The organism is Nonomuraea sp. NPDC049480, assembly GCF_044465905.1.
Taxonomy (GTDB): domain Bacteria; phylum Actinomycetota; class Actinomycetes; order Streptosporangiales; family Streptosporangiaceae; genus Nonomuraea.
The window spans coordinates 313,851-331,091 of the sequence record NZ_JBITMD010000001.1 but is presented as its reverse complement, the minus strand read 5'-3'; the positions used below and the strand labels follow the sequence as shown (position 1 = coordinate 331,091).

General features: G+C 69.2%; 15 protein-coding genes. 5 read left to right on the top strand and 10 right to left on the bottom strand.

What is annotated here, in order from left to right; all coding sequences use genetic code 11:
- Nucleotides 1-77: 77 nt before the first annotated feature.
- Genes pip through mscL form a run of 3 tightly spaced genes read right to left on the bottom strand, consistent with a single transcriptional unit; the run spans nucleotide 78 to nucleotide 2,149 of the window.
- A complete protein-coding gene (gene pip / locus ACIBX3_RS01550; RefSeq protein ID WP_397111935.1) occupies nucleotides 78-1,049 on the bottom strand; it encodes a prolyl aminopeptidase in 972 nt (323 codons plus the stop codon).
- Between the two features lie 49 nt (nucleotides 1,050-1,098).
- The gene (locus tag ACIBX3_RS01545; protein ID WP_397111933.1) at nucleotides 1,099-1,671 is read right to left on the bottom strand and encodes a hypothetical protein; all 573 of its coding nucleotides are present in this window, start codon (nucleotides 1,669-1,671) and stop codon (nucleotides 1,099-1,101) included.
- Nucleotides 1,672-1,729: 58 nt separating this feature from the next.
- Nucleotides 1,730-2,149 (bottom strand): large conductance mechanosensitive channel protein MscL, encoded by a 420-nt coding sequence (gene mscL, locus ACIBX3_RS01540; RefSeq protein WP_397111931.1) that lies wholly within the window; start codon nucleotides 2,147-2,149, stop codon nucleotides 1,730-1,732.
- Nucleotides 2,150-2,455: 306 nt separating this feature from the next.
- On the opposite strand from mscL, the gene glgX reads away from it, so the two are divergent.
- The 5 genes from glgX (at nucleotide 2,456) to ACIBX3_RS01515 (ending at nucleotide 10,284) form a co-directional block, all read left to right on the top strand.
- Nucleotides 2,456-4,549 carry a glycogen debranching protein GlgX gene (glgX, locus tag ACIBX3_RS01535; RefSeq protein WP_397111929.1) on the top strand — a complete coding sequence of 698 codons (2,094 nt, stop codon included), beginning with the start codon at nucleotides 2,456-2,458 and terminating at the stop codon, nucleotides 4,547-4,549.
- A complete protein-coding gene (gene treY / locus ACIBX3_RS01530) occupies nucleotides 4,542-6,677 on the top strand; it encodes a malto-oligosyltrehalose synthase (RefSeq protein ID WP_397111927.1) in 2,136 nt (711 codons plus the stop codon). Before glgX ends, treY begins: the two co-directional genes overlap by 8 nt.
- Entirely contained in the window at nucleotides 6,667-8,391 is a 1,725-nt protein-coding gene (gene treZ / locus ACIBX3_RS01525; RefSeq protein WP_397111925.1) for a malto-oligosyltrehalose trehalohydrolase, read from the top strand. Before treY ends, treZ begins: the two co-directional genes overlap by 11 nt.
- 144 nt (nucleotides 8,392-8,535) lie before the next feature.
- Complete coding sequence (locus tag ACIBX3_RS01520) at nucleotides 8,536-9,510, top strand: hypothetical protein (protein ID WP_397111923.1); 975 nt, start codon at nucleotides 8,536-8,538, stop codon at nucleotides 9,508-9,510.
- Nucleotides 9,511-9,690: 180 nt separating this feature from the next.
- Nucleotides 9,691-10,284: a hypothetical protein gene (locus ACIBX3_RS01515; RefSeq protein ID WP_397111921.1), complete on the top strand. Its 594-nt coding sequence runs from the start codon at nucleotides 9,691-9,693 to the stop codon at nucleotides 10,282-10,284.
- Between the two features lie 56 nt (nucleotides 10,285-10,340).
- Here ACIBX3_RS01515 and ACIBX3_RS01510 read toward each other — a convergent pair whose 3' ends face one another.
- From ACIBX3_RS01510 to ACIBX3_RS01480, 7 genes are all read right to left on the bottom strand, one after another.
- Entirely contained in the window at nucleotides 10,341-11,936 is a 1,596-nt protein-coding gene (locus ACIBX3_RS01510; protein ID WP_397111919.1) for an FAD-dependent monooxygenase, read from the bottom strand.
- 145 nt (nucleotides 11,937-12,081) lie between these two features.
- Nucleotides 12,082-12,372 carry an MTH1187 family thiamine-binding protein gene (locus tag ACIBX3_RS01505; protein WP_397111917.1) on the bottom strand — a complete coding sequence of 97 codons (291 nt, stop codon included), beginning with the start codon at nucleotides 12,370-12,372 and terminating at the stop codon, nucleotides 12,082-12,084.
- A gap of 135 nt (nucleotides 12,373-12,507) precedes the next feature.
- Nucleotides 12,508-12,828, bottom strand: a complete 321-nt coding sequence (locus tag ACIBX3_RS01500; RefSeq protein WP_397111916.1) for a hypothetical protein — start codon at nucleotides 12,826-12,828, stop codon at nucleotides 12,508-12,510.
- A 10-nt stretch (nucleotides 12,829-12,838) separates the two neighbouring features.
- Nucleotides 12,839-13,516, bottom strand: a complete 678-nt coding sequence (locus ACIBX3_RS01495; protein ID WP_397111914.1) for a uracil-DNA glycosylase — start codon at nucleotides 13,514-13,516, stop codon at nucleotides 12,839-12,841.
- A 117-nt stretch (nucleotides 13,517-13,633) separates the two neighbouring features.
- Nucleotides 13,634-14,533, bottom strand: coding sequence for a carbohydrate ABC transporter permease (locus tag ACIBX3_RS01490; protein ID WP_397111912.1), 900 nt, complete (start codon nucleotides 14,531-14,533; stop codon nucleotides 13,634-13,636).
- Nucleotides 14,530-15,906: an ABC transporter permease subunit gene (locus ACIBX3_RS01485; RefSeq protein ID WP_397111910.1), complete on the bottom strand. Its 1,377-nt coding sequence runs from the start codon at nucleotides 15,904-15,906 to the stop codon at nucleotides 14,530-14,532. The genes ACIBX3_RS01490 and ACIBX3_RS01485 overlap by 4 nt, the downstream gene beginning before the upstream one ends.
- Nucleotides 15,907-15,918: 12 nt before the next feature.
- Complete coding sequence (locus ACIBX3_RS01480) at nucleotides 15,919-17,241, bottom strand: ABC transporter substrate-binding protein (RefSeq protein WP_397111908.1); 1,323 nt, start codon at nucleotides 17,239-17,241, stop codon at nucleotides 15,919-15,921.

Genomic DNA, 17,241 nt, shown 5'->3' with positions numbered 1-17,241 from the left:
TGTAAACCTTCCGAGCCGCAAGAATCCGGTGAAGCGGACGTCAAAGGTGATCATCGTGCTGCCGGCCGTGGGCGGCGTCATCCCTGCCGTACGTCTTGCGAGAAGCCGTCCGTCGCCGCGATGAGCCGGTCCAGAATGCCGGGCTCGGAGAAGGCGTGCCCGGCGTCGTGCACCACGTGGAACTCGGCCTCCGGCCACGCCTTGTGGAGGTCCCACGCGGTGGCCATCGGCGTGCAGGCGTCGTAGCGCCCCTGCACGATCACGGCGGGGATGTGCCGGATCCGGTCCACGTCGCCGATGAGCTGATCGGGCTCGAGCCAGCCGCCGTGGTGGAAGTAGTGGTTCTCGATGCGGGCGAAGCTGACGGCCATCTTGTCCTCCCCGAACTCGGCGACCAGCTCGGGATCGGGCAGCAACGTGACCGTGCCGCCCTCCCACTGCGCCCACGCCTTCGCGGCCGCCAGCCGGACGTGGTCGTCATCCCCTTCCAGCCGCCTGCGGAAGGCCGCCATCAGATCACCCCGCTCCTCCTCCGGGATCGGGGCCACGTACCGTTCCCACAGGTCGGGGAACAGGTAACAGGCGCCCTCCTGGTAGAACCAGCGCAGCTCCTGGGGCCGCAACGTGAAGATGCCGCGCAGCACCAGCTCGGTCGTCCGCTCGGGGTGCGTCTGCGCGTACGCCAGCGCCAGCGTGCTGCCCCACGACCCCCCGAACACCTGCCACCTGTCGATGCCCAGGTGCTCGCGCAGCCGCTCCATGTCCGCCACCAGGTTCCAGGTGGTGTTGGAGGTAAGGTCGGTGGCCGGGTCGCTGGCGTGCGGCAGGCTCCGGCCGCAGTTGCGCTGGTCGAACAGGACGATGCGGTAGAGCTCGGGGTTCCACTGGCGGCGGTGCTTGGCGGAGCACCCGCCGCCCGGCCCGCCGTGCAACATGACGGCCGGCTTCCCGTCCGGATTACCGCAGACCTCCCAGTAGACCTGGTTGCCGTCGCCTACGTCGAGCATGCCGGAGTCGTACGGCTCGATGGGCGGGTACAAAGTTCTCATGGCCCTCGATCTTGCCGCATCCGCAGCCGGCGCGGCGGCCCCGGGCAGACTAGGTCCACTCGTATCGCGCCAGGAACGCGCGGTCGCCGGTCGCGTACTCGTTGAACGCCTGCCGCACCTCCTCCAGCTCCGCCACCATCGTCCGGATGAGCGTCCCCTCCTTGTACTCCAGCTCATATCCGGGCGACACCTGCAGGAAGTGCCGCCCGAAGTTCACCAGGGTCACGAACGGGTTCTGCGGGGACAGCGTGCCCAGCACGTCGTGCACCAGGCCGAGGTCAGGGTCGTGCACGATCATCCCGTCGCCGGTGTGGAGCTGCATGCCCTCGTAGACGCCCAGTGGCGCCACGTTGTGCACGAGGTCGCGTTGAGGGTCGTAGCACACCAGCCCGTGCGCCCGCGCGATCGTGAACACCTGCGCGGACGTCTCGTCCATCGTGTCCAGGTCCATGGTCACCAGCACGTGCCCCGGGTAGAGCGTGACCTCCCCGGGCAACTCCTTGGCGACCTCGGGCCCGTCGCCGGTCACCGGCTCGGTGCGCTTGACCGCCAGGTAGGCAGCGCGGGCCTGGTCCCTGCTGATCGGCACCGGCTCGTCCCAGACCATCAACTCAACGCTCATCAGTCCATCTTGTCGAACCCGTACCGCGACCGTGCGCCACTGGGCCCTAGAAACGCGGCTACGTGGGTTTCTGCGATTCGGGCACCAGCTCGACCGTGCAACTGGCGCAGCGCCGGGCCTCGGCGGGGATGTCGCTCAGGCACTCGGGGCACTGCTTGGTCGCGGCCGCCTTGCTCTTGTCGAAGAGGCTGATCAGCCGGGTCATCGGGGCCACGACAAGCCAGTAGACGACCGCCGAGATGACCAAGAAGGTGATCAGGTGGTTGAGGAAGTCGCCGTACTTGAACTGGCTGCCGTTGACGGTGAAGGAGTAGTCGGCGAAGTTCGGCTGCCTGCCGCCGGTGATCGCGCCGATCAGCGGGGTGATCAGGTCGGTGACGAGCGCCTGCACCAGGCCGCTGAACGTGGCGCCGACGATCACGGCCACGGCCAGCTCGACGATGTTGCCGCGGAGTAAGAACTGCTTGAAACCGCTCATGGGGTCGGCCCATTGCCGAGGCAGGCGGTCTGAAACCCGGCAGGCGTACGGCCTGCAGGTGCGCCGCCGCACGCGCCCGGCCGTGAGCTCCTCCGCGAGCTGAGTACGGGCATGCTGGGAGCGTGGGCCGTCTCCGACACCGCGCCGTCGGGACGGCCCACCCTGTCCGGCCCGTTCTTCGCAGGAGGGATTCGGCTGGAGTAACGACGCGGGGAGCGTGGGAAGGAAGAAGGAGGTCAACGGCGCCCGGGCTTGTCCGGCTGAGCGGGGGAACGGAACATGGGGAGAGACCGCAAGGGAGCCTCGATGATCGAGATCTGGCCGGGAGACCCCTATCCGCTCGGGGCCACCTATGACGGCGCCGGCACGAACTTCTCGCTCTACACCGAGGTCGCGGACAAGGTCGAGCTGTGCCTGTTCGACGAGGACAACGTCGAGTCCAGTGTGCCGCTCACCGAGATCGACGGGTTCATCTGGCACGGCTACCTGCCGGGCATCGGCCCGGGCCAGCGGTACGGCTACCGCGTTCACGGGCCGTACGACCCGGCGCGCGGGCTGCGGTGCAACCCGAACAAGCTGCTGCTCGACCCGTACGCCATGGCCATCGAGGGCGGCGTGACCTGGAACGAGGCCGTGTACGGCTACCGCTTCGGCCACCCCGACACCCGCAACGACCTGGACTCGGCCCCGTACGTGCCGCGCTCCATCGTGATCAACCCGTTCTTCGGCTGGGGCCACGACCGGCCACCGGCGACGCCGTACCACGACACCGTGATCTACGAGGCCCACGTGCGAGGGCTGACGATCAGCCACCCCAAGATCCCCAAGCGGCTGCGCGGCACGTACGCGGCGCTCGGGCACCCGGAGATCCTCGACCATCTCACCCGGCTCGGCGTGACGGCGCTGGAGCTGATGCCGGTGCACCAGTTCGTCACCGACCACATCCTGGAGCAGCGCGGGCTGTCGAACTACTGGGGCTACAACTCGATCGGGTTCTTCGCCCCGCACAACCGCTGCTCCAGCCAAGGGCAGCGCGGCGGGCAGGTGCTGGAGTTCAAGGCCATGGTGCGGGCGCTGCACGAGGCGGGCATCGAGGTCATCCTGGACGTCGTCTACAACCACACCGCGGAGGGCAACCACCTGGGGCCTACGCTGGGGTTCCGCGGGATCGACAATCTTCACTACTACCGGCTGGTCGAGGGCGACAAGCGGTACTACATGGACACCACGGGCACCGGCAACGCCCTGCGCATGCGCTCGCCGCACGTGCTACAGATGATCATGGACTCGCTCCGCTACTGGGTCATCGAGATGCACGTGGACGGCTTCCGGTTCGACCTGGCCTCGACGCTGGCCAGGGAGCTGCACGAGGTCGACCGGCTGAGCGCGTTCTTCGACCTGGTGCAGCAGGATCCGGTGCTGTCGCAGGTCAAGCTCATCGCCGAGCCGTGGGACGTGGGCCCGGGCGGCTACCAGGTCGGAAATTTCCCGCCGTTGTGGACGGAGTGGAACGGGCGCTATCGCGACACGATCCGGGACCTGTGGCGCGGCCAGGCCGCCACGCTGCCCGAGTTCGGGTCCAGGTTCACCGGGTCGAGCGATCTCTACGAGTCCTCGGGCCGCCGTCCCGCCGCCTCGATCAACTTCGTCACCTGCCACGACGGCTTCACGCTCCAGGATCTCGTCTCGTACAACCACAAACACAACGAGGCGAACAAAGAGGGCAACCGCGACGGCACCGACGACAACAGGTCGTGGAACTGCGGGGAGGAAGGCCCGGCGGGCATCACCGTCGAAACGCTGCGCGAGCAGCAGAAACGCAACTTCCTCACCACGCTGTTCCTGTCCCAGGGCGTGCCGATGCTCTCCCACGGCGACGAGCTGGGCCGCACGCAGAAGGGCAACAACAACGGCTACTGCCAGGACAACGAGCTGACCTGGGTCGACTGGTCCGACGTGCGGGAGAACTGGCTGCTGCTGGAGTTCACGCAGAGCCTGTCGGAGCTGCGCAAGAAGCATCCGGTGTTCCGGCGCAGGAGGTTCTTCTACGGCAAGCCGGTACGCGGACTCAACGACATCGCCTGGCTCACCCCCTCCGGAGAAGAGATGACCGACGGCGACTGGACCGTGGGATACGCCAAGTCGCTGGCCGTCTTCCTCAACGGCGACGCCATCACCGAGCCGGACCGGCGCGGCCGGCCCATCAGGGACGACTCGTTCCTCGTCCTGTTCAACGCCCACTACGACACGATCAAGTTCACGATCCCCAAGGACTACGGCGAAATGTGGCACACGGAGATCGACACCGCCATGCCGATCATGCTGGACGCGCGGATGTGCCGCGGCGGCGAGGCGATCGCGGTACCCGGCCGCAGCGTGCGGGTGTTGCGCCGTGTCTAGGCCGGCGTCCACGTACCGGGTGCAGCTGACCCCGGACTTCGGCTTCGCCCAGGTGGCCGAGATCGCCGGCTACCTGCGCGACCTCGGCGTGAGCCACGTCTACCTGTCGCCGATCCTGCAGTCGACGCCCGGGTCCCTGCACGGCTACGACGTCACCGACCACTCCAGGATCAGGGAGGAGTTCGGCGGGGCCACCGGGTTCAGGGAGATGGCGCAGCAACTGGCCGCCCACGACCTGGGCGTGGTCGTGGACATCGTGCCCAACCACATGAACACGGTGAACGCGCAGTTCTGGTCGGTGTTAAAGGACGGGCCCGGCTCGCCGTACGCGAGCTGGTTCGACATCGACTGGGTGGACGGGAAGGTCGCGCTGCCTGTGCTGGGTGACGACACCGAGCCGGTGGTCGACGGCGACGTGCTGCGCTACCACGAGCACGCCTTCCCCCACCCCGGGCACTACCGGCTGGTCGACTGGCGCGAAGGGCCCGGCTACCGGCGCTTCTTCGACGTGTCGACGCTGATCGGGCTGCGTGTCGAGGACCCGTCCGTGCTGTTCGCCACGCACGAGGTGATCTTCTGGCTGCTCGACGAAGGGCTGGTGGACGGGCTGCGCGTGGACCACCCCGACGGGCTGGCCGACCCGCGCGGTTACCTGGAGCGGCTGCGCGCCCGTACGGGCGAGACCTGGACGGTCGTCGAGAAGATCCTCATCGGCCCCGAACGCCTGCCGGACGACTGGGCCTGCGACGGCACCACCGGCTACGACGTGCTCAACCGGGTCAACGGCCTGTTCGTCGACCCGGCGGGCAAGGATCCGCTCGTCGGGCTCTTCGCCGAGCTGACCGGGCAGCCCGCCGAATACCGGCCGGTGATGGCGCAGGCCAAGCGGGAGGTCCTGGACCTGTTCTTCGGCGCCGAGGTCAACCGGCTGGCCAAGGTGACCTCGTGCGATCCGGCGGCGATACGCGAGCTGCTGGCCGCGATGCCGGTCTACCGCGCGTACGTGGTGCCAGGGGAGCCGCCGCCGCCCGAGTCGGCCGAGATCGTCGAGCTGGCCGCCGAGGCCTGCTCTCCCGCCGTGCAGCCGCTCGTCCGCGAGGTCCTGTACGGCTCCGCCGAGTCGATCGTCCGCTTCCAGCAGGCGTGCGGCCCGGTCATGGCCAAGGGCGTGGAGGACACGGCGCTCTACCGGTGGTACCCGCTGGCCTGCCTCAATGAGGTCGGCGGCGAGCCGGACGTGTTCGGGCCGGCGGTGGAGGAGTTCCACGACTTCTGCGCCGAGCTGCGGCCGTACACGATGACCACGCTGTCCACCCACGACACCAAGCGGTCGGAGGACGTGAGGGCGCGGCTGTCGGTGCTGTCGGAGCTGCCCGACGAGTGGGCGGCGGCGGTGAAGGAGTGGTCGTCGGCCGTGCGCTTCGACCCCTGCCTGGACTACCTGGCCTGGCAGAACCTCATGGCGGCCTGGCCGATCTCCGCCGAGCGGTTCACGGACTACCTGCTCAAGGCCGCCCGCGAGGCGAAGACCACCATTTCCTGGGTGAATCCGGATCCGGTCTATGAGCGGGGACTGCGGGAGTTCGCCGAGGCCGCCGTCCGGCTGCCGGTCGGGGAGTTCACCGCGCGGATCGATCCCTTCGCCATGTCCAACTCGCTGGGCGCCAAGCTCGTGCAGCTCATGATGCCCGGGGTGCCCGACGTGTACCAGGGCAACGAGACCACCGACTTCTCGCTGGTCGATCCGGACAACCGGCGGCCGGTGACGTACCCGCGCGAGCCCCAGAACTCGTGGGACGCGGCCAAGCTGCTGGTCACGACCCAGGCGCTGCGGCTGCGGCGGCGGCTCGGGGGCGCGGCGGCGTACGAGCCGCTCCGGGCGGAAGGGGAGGCGGCGGAGCACGTGATCGCCTTCGCCCGCGGCGACGGCGCCCGTCCGCGGGCCGTGGCGGTGGCCACCCGGCTCCCTGTGCGCCTGGCCCGGACGGGATGGGGAGGCACGACGTTGACGTTGCCCGCGGGCACGTGGCGGGACCTGCTCACGCACTCGCTCCACGCCGGCCGGATCCCGCTCGCGCACCTGCTCGGCCAGTACCCGGTCGCACTCCTGGAGAGACATGATCTTTGAGGTCTGGGCACCGAACGCCACGGCAGTCGAGGTCGTCGTCCTGGGCGGACGCCGGCCGATGTCGCGCGGTTCTCGCGGCGCGGAGGGGTGGTGGTCCGCCGAGGTCGAAGGGGCGGAGCACGGCACCAGGTACGCGTACGCGGTGGACGGCGACGGCCCGTACCCCGACCCGCGCTCGCGGCGGCAGCCGGACGGGATCTTCGGTCCCAGCGCCGTGTACGACCACGCCCGCTTCACCTGGTCCGACCACGGCTGGAAGGGCCGTGACCTGCGCGGGGCCGTGATTTACGAGCTGCACATCGGGACGTTCACGACAGAGGGGACGTTCCAGGCGGCCATCGAGAAGCTCCAGCACCTCGTCGAGCTCTGCGTCGACTTCGTGGAGATCATGCCGGTCGCGCCCGTTCCCGGCGGGCGGAACTGGGGGTACGACGGGGTCGATCTGTACGCCGTCAACGAGACGTACGGCGGCCCTGACGGGCTCAAATCCTTCGTGGACGCCTGCCACCGGGCCGGCATCGGCGTGATCCTGGACGTGGTCTACAACCATCTGGGGCCGTCGGGGAACTTCCTGCACCCGTTCGGGCCGTACTTCGCCGGGTTCAAGGGGAGCTACTGGGGCGACGCGGTCAACCTGGACGGGCCGGGCTCCGACGAGGTGCGCCGCTACTTCGTCGGCAACGCGCTGCAGTGGCTGCGCGACTACCACATCGACGGGTTGCGACTGGACGCCGTGCACGCGCTGCACGACGGCCGCGCCACGCACCTGCTGGCCGATCTGGCGCAGGAGGTCGACGCGCTGGCCTGCTCCGTCGGCCGGCCGCTGTCGCTGATCGCCGAGTCCGACCTCAACGACCCGCGCATGGTGCGGCCGCTGGAGGCCGGCGGGCTCGGCATGACCGCGCAGTGGAACGACGACGTCCACCACGCGCTGCACTGCGCGGTGAGCGGCGAGCGCCACGGCTACTACGCGGACTTCGCCGGCCTGCCCGCGCTGGCCAAGGTGCTGACGGGCGGCGTGCTGCACGACGGGTCGTACTCGAGCTTCCGCGGGCGATCGCACGGGAGGTCCTTCGCCGGCGTGCCGGGGCACCGGCTGGTGGCCTGCCTGCAGAACCACGACCAGATCGGCAACCGGCCGGCCGGCGACCGGCTGCCGATCCCGGCGCTCAAGCTGGGCGCCGGGCTGCTGCTGACCTCGCCGTTCACGCCGATGTTGTTCATGGGCGAGGAGTGGGGAGCGCGTACGCCGTTCCTGTTCTTCTCCGATCACATGGAGCCGAAGTTGCGGGAGAGCGAGGGCGAGCGGAGGGCGCGGGAGTTCGACGGGTTCGGGTACGCGTGGGAGGCGCCGGATCCGTCGGAGAAGGAGACGTTCCTGCGGTCCAAGCTGGACTGGAGCGAGGTGAAGGAGGAGGCGCACTGGTCGCTGCTGTGCTGGTACCGCGACCTGATCGCGCTGCGCAAGGCGCTGCCCGAGCTGTCGGATCCGCGGCTGGAGCGGGTGCGGGTGGAGGTGGATCCGCTCGGTAAGTGGCTGGTCATGTGGCGGGGGGCGCTGGCCGTTTCGGTGAACTTCGCGCAGGAGTCGGTGACGGTGCCGGTGTCCGCGGGGACGGTGCTGCTGACTTCGGACGAGCCTGTCGCGGTGGACGAGGGCGGGCTGCGGCTGCCGGGGCAGTCGATGGTGATCTGCCGCCCCGCCGAGCGCTGACCGGCCTTCGTCCACAGGGGCGGGATGCCCTGGTGGCCTTGTCCACAGAATTGGATTCGGCTCCACCCGGACTGCACGCCATCTTCGATCCTGAGTTGCCTCACCAACCCGACGGGATCCGAATCACGATCACGGAGGCTACTCATGAAGATCACCCTCCCGTTGCCTCGCACGCTGACCTCGCTGTTCGTCATCGCCATGGAGCAGTTGCCGTTCGATCTCGGGTCGTTCGTGCCCTGGCGCGTCGGTGGGCCGTACAAAAGGGCGGTGATCAGCGCGATCGGCAGCCGGTCCCTCACCGTGACCCACCACGCGACCCCGTGGAGACCGGTCGGAGCCGCGCTCACGGACGACGACAGGCGCCGCCTGCGGCGGGCGAAGCAGCACATCGTGGTGTCCGCCACGGCGCCCCCGCACCGGCTTCCCGTCGCCGTGCAGGCGGCCCGGGCGGTCGCCCGGGCGCTGGCCCGCGAATGCGACGGCGTACTGATCGACCCCCTGACCGGCTCCACCATCCTGACCTGCGGGAGGTGCGCCGGCGAGCCCCCGGACTTCAGCCTGGGAGACGACTGGCTGAGCTGGGACGTCCAGGTCCACGACGACGCGACCTGCCCGCCCTGGGACCCGGCCGACACGGCCGTGTGCGACTGCCTGCGCGTCACCTCGCGCGGCCTGCGCCGCTTCGCCCTGCCGGAGGTCACCCTCGACGGCGCCGCCTGCGCCCACAACCTGTGCGCGACCAACCTCCTGCGAACGGTGGCCCACCGTCTGGCCACGGACCACCTGGCCTACGTCGCCACCCACCCGGCCGCCACCGAGCGCCTGATCGACGACTTCCTCCGGATCCAGCCGTCAGACGGCGGAGGGCTCCCCTTCGGCGTCCAGCTGACCCCCTACGATGCGGAGGTGGGCGAGCTTGGCCGCACCGGCAGCATCCGTCGCCTGAAGGTCGGCCCCGCCCCCGGCACCGGCCAGGTGACCTGCCTGAAGGTCGGCCCGCCCTCGGGCTTCACCGGCTCTCTGAACGACTGGCTCTGCGCGACCCGGGCATCCCACCACGCGACCCTGACCTCGATCGGCTGCCGCACCCCTGACCCGGTCCAGGTCATGGCGGCCTAGGGGGTGGGGCGCTACGCCGGCGGTCCCGTCCCGCCCGAGGACGGGCCGGCCGGTGGCCGGCGGTCTCGGGTTACCGTGGGACGGCTGCGACGGTTCTGACCTGGTTTATGAGGAAATGAGGATGGTCGTCTTGAACCATCCGAGGCGTGGGCACGTCAAAGTGACGTGATTCGGTTCGAAATGATCGACGAAGATCTGCGAACGGCGCGCCGGCGGGCGCGTCGCTGGGACGAACTGGACGAGCGCCGCAGGGCGGTCGCCTACCGGATCCAGGAGGTCCGGCAGGCGCTCGACCTGATCGGGGTGTGGGATCAGGAGACCGTGGCCGCGGAGGAGGCCAGGCTCAGGGCGTTCGGGCGCGTGCTAGCGTCCGTGGAGCAGGAGCTGGCCGAGGTGGGGCCGGCGCGGGAGCTCTATGAGGAACTGCTGCTGCGCGAGGATCGGCGGCTGGTGGAGTCGGCGGATCCGCAGGGCGCCGAGCTGCTGGAGATCGGGCGGCTGATGGCGGAGCTGGACGTGGAGCTGCCTGCCCGGGAACGTGCGAGGGGGACTGGTCTGGCGGCCCTGCGCCGGCCCGGCGATCGGCAGGCGATGGCCGAGTTCGTCCGGCAGCTCCAGGCACTCGGGATGCGGGTGGAGCCGGGGGCGCTGAACGGCGCTCAAGGCCTGCGTGACGCGCGGGGGATGGTGGAGCGGTTGGAAGAGCGCTGCCGGGAGCTGGAAACGCTACGCGACAGGCTCCTTGACCGGCGCGAAGAGCTGCTGCTCGGCTGAGCCGGCTGGACACGGAGTGCGCCCCCGCGCCGTACGGGTGAGGTCCGGCCGGACGGTCAGCGGCTGAGGATTCGGCGCATGACCTGCTCCAGCGTGGCCGCCGGGTCCGGATCGGTGTCCAGGGCGCGCCAGGCCACGTACCCGTCCGGGCGGACCAGGACGGCGCCGCCCCCGCTGACGCCGTATCTTTCCTGCCACCGCCCCTCCACGTCCACCAGCTCCTCGCCCACCAGCAGCCGCGTGAGCTGCACGCCGAGCCGCTCCTTGACCAGGCGCCCGGCGTCCATCCACGCCTGCCCCCCTTGCTTGTCGGCCAGCAGCACGAAGCCGGAGCCGAACAGGTCGATGGTGGAGATGCGCAGGCCCTCCCAGTCGAGCACCACGTGCGGGGCGCGGCTGCCGGGGCGGCCGTTCGGCACGCGGGGGTCCTCCAGGATGGAGCCGTCGTCACCGGGCTCGTCCAGGATCGCCGTGGAGTGGTAGCGGAATCCGATGAGGGCGCCCACCGGGTCCTCGAGAGGCTCCGGGTAGCCGACGCGGGCCGCGGGAGGCATGCGTACGCCGAGGTTGGCGAGCTGGGCGTCGGCCGTCAGCGCGCCGATCGGGCGGCGTTCGGCGTCGTATGTGTCCAGGAAGCCCGGCCCGGCCTGGCCCGTGAGCACCAGCCAGAGCCGCCAGGCGATGTCGCAGCCGTCCTGGAGCGCGGTGCTGCCGCCCTGCCCGCCGGTGGGTGGCATGGTGTGGGCCGCGTCCCCGGCGAAGAACACCCGGCCGGCGCGGTAGGTGTCGGCCAGCACATGCGCCATGGCGAAGGACGTCTTGTCCAGGATCCGCACGTCGAGCCCGGGCCGGCCGACGGCGATGCGTACCAGCTCGACACAGCGCTCGTCGGTGAAGTCGGCCTCGCTCTCGCCCTCCTTCAGGTTGACGCCGAGGACGTGCGCCCCCACGCCCGTGCCGGTCACGATCACGCCGGTGAAGACGTCGTTCTGCAGATACCAGAGGGTGACCTCGCGCTCGCGCACCAGGCCGGCCAGGTCGGCGTCGAACATGATCGAGCACATCTGGCCCAGCTCGTCCTTGCCCGAGGTGGGCACGCCCAGGAGAGTTCGCAGCGGACTGCGGTAGCCGTCGGCGGCCACCACGTAGTCGGCCCGCACGAGGCTCTCCGCGCCGGCAGTGCGGATGCGCGCCGTCACGCCGTCCTGGTCCTGCTCCAGCGAGATCAGCTCGGTGGAGAACCGCAGGTCGGCGCCGCACTCCTCGGCCTTGCGCCGCAGCACGCGCTCGATCTCGGCCTGGGGTGCGCCGACGGTCGCGACGGGGGTGATGCCGGAGAGGAAGGCCAGTTCCTCGTTCTCGTCGTTCATGATCATGTGCGGGTTCGGGTCGGCCAGGTCCTTGGCGATCGAGATGCGCATGTTGTCGCCGATGCCGGCCCAGATCCGGCTCAGCGCCTCCTCCACGCCCGGCACGGGGCGCAGCAGCTCGACGGCTCGCGGGCCGACGCCGAACGCCTTGGGCTGGATCGAGGTGCTCGCGTGCCGCTCGACCAGCATGACGGGCACCTCGCGCCAGGCCAGGAGCAGCGCCGCGCTCAGCCCCGCGTACCCACCGCCGACCACCAGGACCGGCACTCGCTCTTGCTCCATTGCTCTCCACCTCCGGAACGCGTACTATCGCGTTTACTGTCGCAGGACACGATATGTCGCGTCTGTCGCGACAGTCAAGATATATCTCGAAATGCGCGAAGGGCCGCCCGAGCGATTCATGCTCGGGCGGCCCTTCGGCGTGACGCTATGAGAGGTGGTGTTCCAGGGATTCGAGCTTGGAGGTCATGCCGTCCGTGACCCCCGGCCGGATGTCGGCCTTGAGCACCAGGCTCACCCGCGGCGCGACCTCCGCCACCGCCTCCACGGCCCGCTTGACCACGTCCATGACCTCGTCCCACTCACCCTCGATCGTGGTGAACATCGCATCCGTCCGGTTGGGCAGCCCGCTGGAGCGAACCACCTTGACGGCGCGCGCTACGGGCTCGGCGACGCCCTCGCCGACGCCCAGCGGAGTGATGGAGAATGCGACGATCACTGCGTGCCCCCTTGCGGCGACGGGCACGGGCCCTCCGCGCCCACGAACTCGGCCAGGAGCCTACCGCTCCCAACCGAGCCCCGGAACGCGAAAAGCCACGACGCCGCCGAACGTCGTGGCCACCGCTGAGCACCGTCACACGTGGTCGTGCTCTTCTTCCTCTTCCTCGCTGGGCCCCTCGGACGGCTCCACCCCGAGCACCGCCTCGCGCGGCTCGATCTCGGTGATGTGCTCCACCAGTCCCAGCACGTGGTCCGGCTCGATCAGCCACTGCAGCGCCGAGGCGCCCGTATCGTCGGCCTTGACCAGCTCTGCCTGCTCCGTACGCTCCTCCTCGGTGAGGTCCGCGTCGGGATGCCTGATCTCGGCCAGCGCCGCAGCCTGCAGCGCGTCCATGTCGAGCACCTCGACGGTCAGCTCGACCGTCAGGCGCAGGAACTTCGGTTCATCACTCATGGCGACGACTTTAGGGCAGCTTCCACTCCACAGGCGCCGCGCCTTGCTGGATCAGCAGCTCATTGGCCCGGCTGAACGGCCGCGAGCCGAAGAAGCCGCTGCGCGCCGACAGCGGCGAGGGGTGGGCGGACTCGACGCGCGGCACGCTGCCGAGCATCGGCGCCAGGTTGCGCGCGTCGCGACCCCACAGGATGGCGACCATCGGCTTGTTCCGCGCCACCAGGGCGTGGATGGCCTGCTCGGTGACCTGCTCCCAGCCCTTGCCGCGGTGCGAGGCCGGCTTGCCGGGCATCACGGTGAGGACCCTGTTGAGCAGGAGCACGCCCTGCTCGGCCCACGGCGTGAGGTCGCCGTTGGCAGGCCGGGGCAGGCCGAGATCGGTCTCCATCTCCTTGTAGATGTTGACCAGGCTGCCCGGCAGGGGCCGCACGTCGGCCGCCACCGAGAACGACAGCCCGACCGGGTGGCCGGGCGTCGGATAGGGATCCTGGCCCACGATCAGCACCTTGACCTCGTCGAAGGGCTGGGTGAACGCGCGCAGCACGTGCTGGCCCGCGGGGAGGTATTGCCTGCCTTCGGCGATTTCCTTGCGCAGGAACTCGCCCATCTGGGAGATCTGCTCGGCGACGGGCTCAAGCGCTGTGGCCCATCCGGCTTCGACGACTTCGTTCAGGGGACGACCGGCCATGGCCGTTGAGCTTATCCAGGTCTGGCACGGCTTGAGGCCGAAACGTCGGCTCCCGCCGTACCGGAATGATCACAGGCGCCCGCCTCAACCCTCGAAAGGCGGGCGCCTGACTGTGGCCTACTTCACCGAGCCGGCCATCATGCCCTGGACGAAGTACCGCTGGAACGCGAAGAACAGGAGCAGCGGGATGATCAGCGACAGGAACGCGCCGGACGAGAGGATGTCAACGTTCGACCCGAACTGCCGCATCTGGGACTGCAGATACTTGGTCATCGGCTGGTTGCCGGTGTCGGCGAAGACCAGCGCGATGAGCATGTCGTTCCACACCCACAGGAACTGGAAGATGCCCAGCGAGGCGATGGCGGGCTTGCCCAGCGGGAACACCACCTGCACGAAGATCTTCCACTCCGCGGCCCCGTCCATGCGCGCCGCCTCCAGCAGCGAGGCCGGGATGCCGACGAAGAAGTTACGCAGCAGGAAGATCGCGAACGGCAGGCCGAACGCCACGTGGAACAGCACCACCCCCGGGATCGTGCCGAAGATCCCGGCGCCTCCGTAGAGGCTGGCGACGGGGATCAGCGCGATCTGGATGGGAACGATGAGCAGCCCGACCACGATGAGGAACCCCAGGTCCCGCCCGGGGAAGTCCATCCAGGCGAACGCGTACGCCGCCATGGCCGCGATGCCGATCACCAGGACCGTGGTCGGCACCGTGATGAGAATGGTGTTCCAGAAGGACGCGGTGAAGCCGCTGCCCAGGAGGTTCTGGTAGTTCTGGATGGTCAGCTCGGCCGGCTTGGTGAAGACCGTCCACCAGCCCTCGGCGCTGTTGACCTGATTGGTCCGCATGGAGACGACCAGCAGGCCGAGCGTCGGCACCAGCCAGAACAGGCCCAGGAGCACCATGACGACCTGGACGGCCCCGCTGCCGATCCGATCGACGATCCTGCCCAGCACACCCCTGCGCGGCGCGCCCGTCTCCAGCTTGGACGGAACGGTGGCGGTCGCGGTCGTCATGTGTTCTCCCTTCTGAACCTGCGGATATTCATGATCATGAAGGGAAGGACCAGAATGAGCAGGAACACAGCCAGCGCACTGCCCAGGCCCTGGTTGTTGCCGCCGCCGAACGACACACGCCACATCTCCAACGCGACCACGTTCGCTTCCGGCTGGACCGAGGACGGCGCGATGATGAACACCAGGTCGAACACCTTCAGCGTATTGATGATCATCGTCACGAAGACGACGAGCAGCACCGGCGACAGCAGCGGCACCGTGATCTTGCGGAACACCTGCCACTCCGTGGCGCCGTCGATGCGGGCCGCCTCCAGCGCGTCGCGCGGGATCGCCGCGAGACCGGCCGCCAGCAGCACCATGGCGAACCCGGCCCACACCCAGACGAACGCGCCGATGATCGCCGGGGTGATGAGCGCTGGCCCGAGCCAGGTCAGACCGCCGTAGGCGGCCTCGAAGTTCGACTGCGGCAGCCGCACGGTGTAGGAGCCCGCGGGCAGGCCCTCGAAGCGGAAGGTGCCGTCGTCGGCCGTGGTCGCCGTGGCCGCGACCTGGCCGTTCTGGACCGCTTCCACGGTCATGCCGGGCAGGCCCTTCTCGGTCGCGTCCATCGCGCCGCTCTGGCCGCCGCCTCCGGCCGTGAAGTCGAACCACACCGTTCCGGACACCGCGCCGCCGGCCGCGGGGGCCTTGGCGGGCTGCGCATTCGAAGGCACGAGCTGCGGCTTGACGCCCACGATCGGGATCAGCGCCGGCTGGCCCGCCTGGACGGGCTGCTTGGTGACGACCGCGCCGTTCTGGGCGGCGACCGCCGACTGCGCGCCCTCGCGCGGGCGGGCCTCGGGGTAGCCCTGCGAGGAGGAGAACGTGTCGTGCACCGTGGTCAGGATGGCGTTGGCCAGGCCCTTGTCCGGATTCTCCTCGTACACGAGGCGGAAGATCACGCCCGCCGCCATCAGCGAGACCGCCATCGGCATGAACACGATCAGCTTGAACGCGGTCGCCCACTTGATGCGCTCGGTCAGCACCGCGAAGATCAGGCCCAGCGTGGTCACCACGATCGGGGCGATGACCACCCAGATGAGGTTGTTGCGGATCGTGGTGAGCGTGCCGGCGTCCGTGAAGATCGTCATGTAGTTGCCGAGCCCCACGAATCCGTTGCCTGTCGCGTCGAACAGGCTGCGGAAGATCGAGTAGACGATCGGGTAGACCACCCAGATCCCGAGCAGCAGCGCCGCCGGGAGGAGGAAGGCGATGGCGACCGCCGGGGAGGGGCCGAGGCGTAGTTTCGTTCGGGGGGTTTCAGCCGGTCCGGTGGCGGCCCCGCCCGTGATCTCCACGGGCGGGACCTTCGGGCCGTCCAACCGTTCGGTCACGGCCTTACCTCTTTACTTCCAGGCCTTCGCGGCCTCTGCTTCGAGCGCCTCCTGGGCGCCCTTGATGTCGGTCGGCTTGCGGACGAAGTCCTGCAGGACCTTCCACTCGCCCTTGCCGTCGGTGCCGCCGAACGCGCTCGGAGCCAGGTCGGACATGTCATACCGGACGGCGTCGCCGGCCGAGATGATCGTCTGACCGAGCTGCTTGGTCAGCTCGTCGGGGTAGTTGTCGGGGGAGACGTTCTTGTTGGGCGACAGGTAGCCGGGGAGCTTCGCCCAGACCTCGCCGCCCTCCTTGGAGGCCAGGAACTGCAGCAGCGCCATGGCGCCGGGGGAGTCCTTCATCGCCACCGCGACGTCGCCGCCGAGCACGACCGGAGCGGTGTCACCGGACTTGGGGAACGGGAAGTACTTCGCCTCCTCGCCGACCTTGGCGCCCGACTGCACGGCCTCGACGGCCACGAAGTCGGCCTCGATGATCATGGCGGCCTTATTGGTGCTGTAGACCTTGCTCACGCAACCGGGGAAGTCGGTCTGCATCGTGCCGGAGGTTCCGTCGACCAGGAACTCCTGCTTGCCGACGATCTGCTGGATCTTCTCCAGCGCGGTCGTCACGGTCGGGTCCGTCCACTTGATCTCGTGCTTGGCGAGCTTGTCGTAGTTCTCCGGGCCCGCGGTGGACAGGTACACGTTCTCGAACAGGTCGGTCAGCGTCCATCCGGAGGCGCCGCACAGCGAGAACGGCGCGGTGCCGGAGTCGGCGATGGTTTGAGAGTTCTTGACCAGCTCGTCCCAGGTCGTCGCCGGCTGCACACCCGCGTCCTCGTATGCCTGCGAGCTGTACCAGACCAGCGACTTGTGGGCGGCCTTGATCAGCACGCCGTACACCTTGTCGTCGACGGAACCGAGTTCTTTCCAGTACGGCGTGTAGTTGGCGTCGATCTCGGTCGTCACGGCGTCGGTCAGCGGCTTGAGCGCGTTCTGCTGGACGTACTGCTGCACCAGACCCGGCTGCGGCAGGATCGCGACGTCCGGCGGATTCTGGCCCTGGATGCGCGGGCCGAGGTAGGCGCCGGTGTCCTCGCCGGTGGAGGCGTAGGTCACCTCGGCGCCGGTCTTGTCGGAGAACGCCTTGAGCACCTGCTCGAAGTTCTTCTGCTCTTGTCCGGTCCACTTGGCGGCGACCTCGAGCTTCACGCCTTGGAGAGTCTTGGCGCCGCCGGTCGCCGGCGCGGACTCCGATGCGGTGGGCTGCGTCGTCGTCGGTGCGTTGCCGCAGGCGGCGACGGCTACCGCGAGCCCCGCCAGGATCGCTGCTGCTCTGGCTTTTCGCAT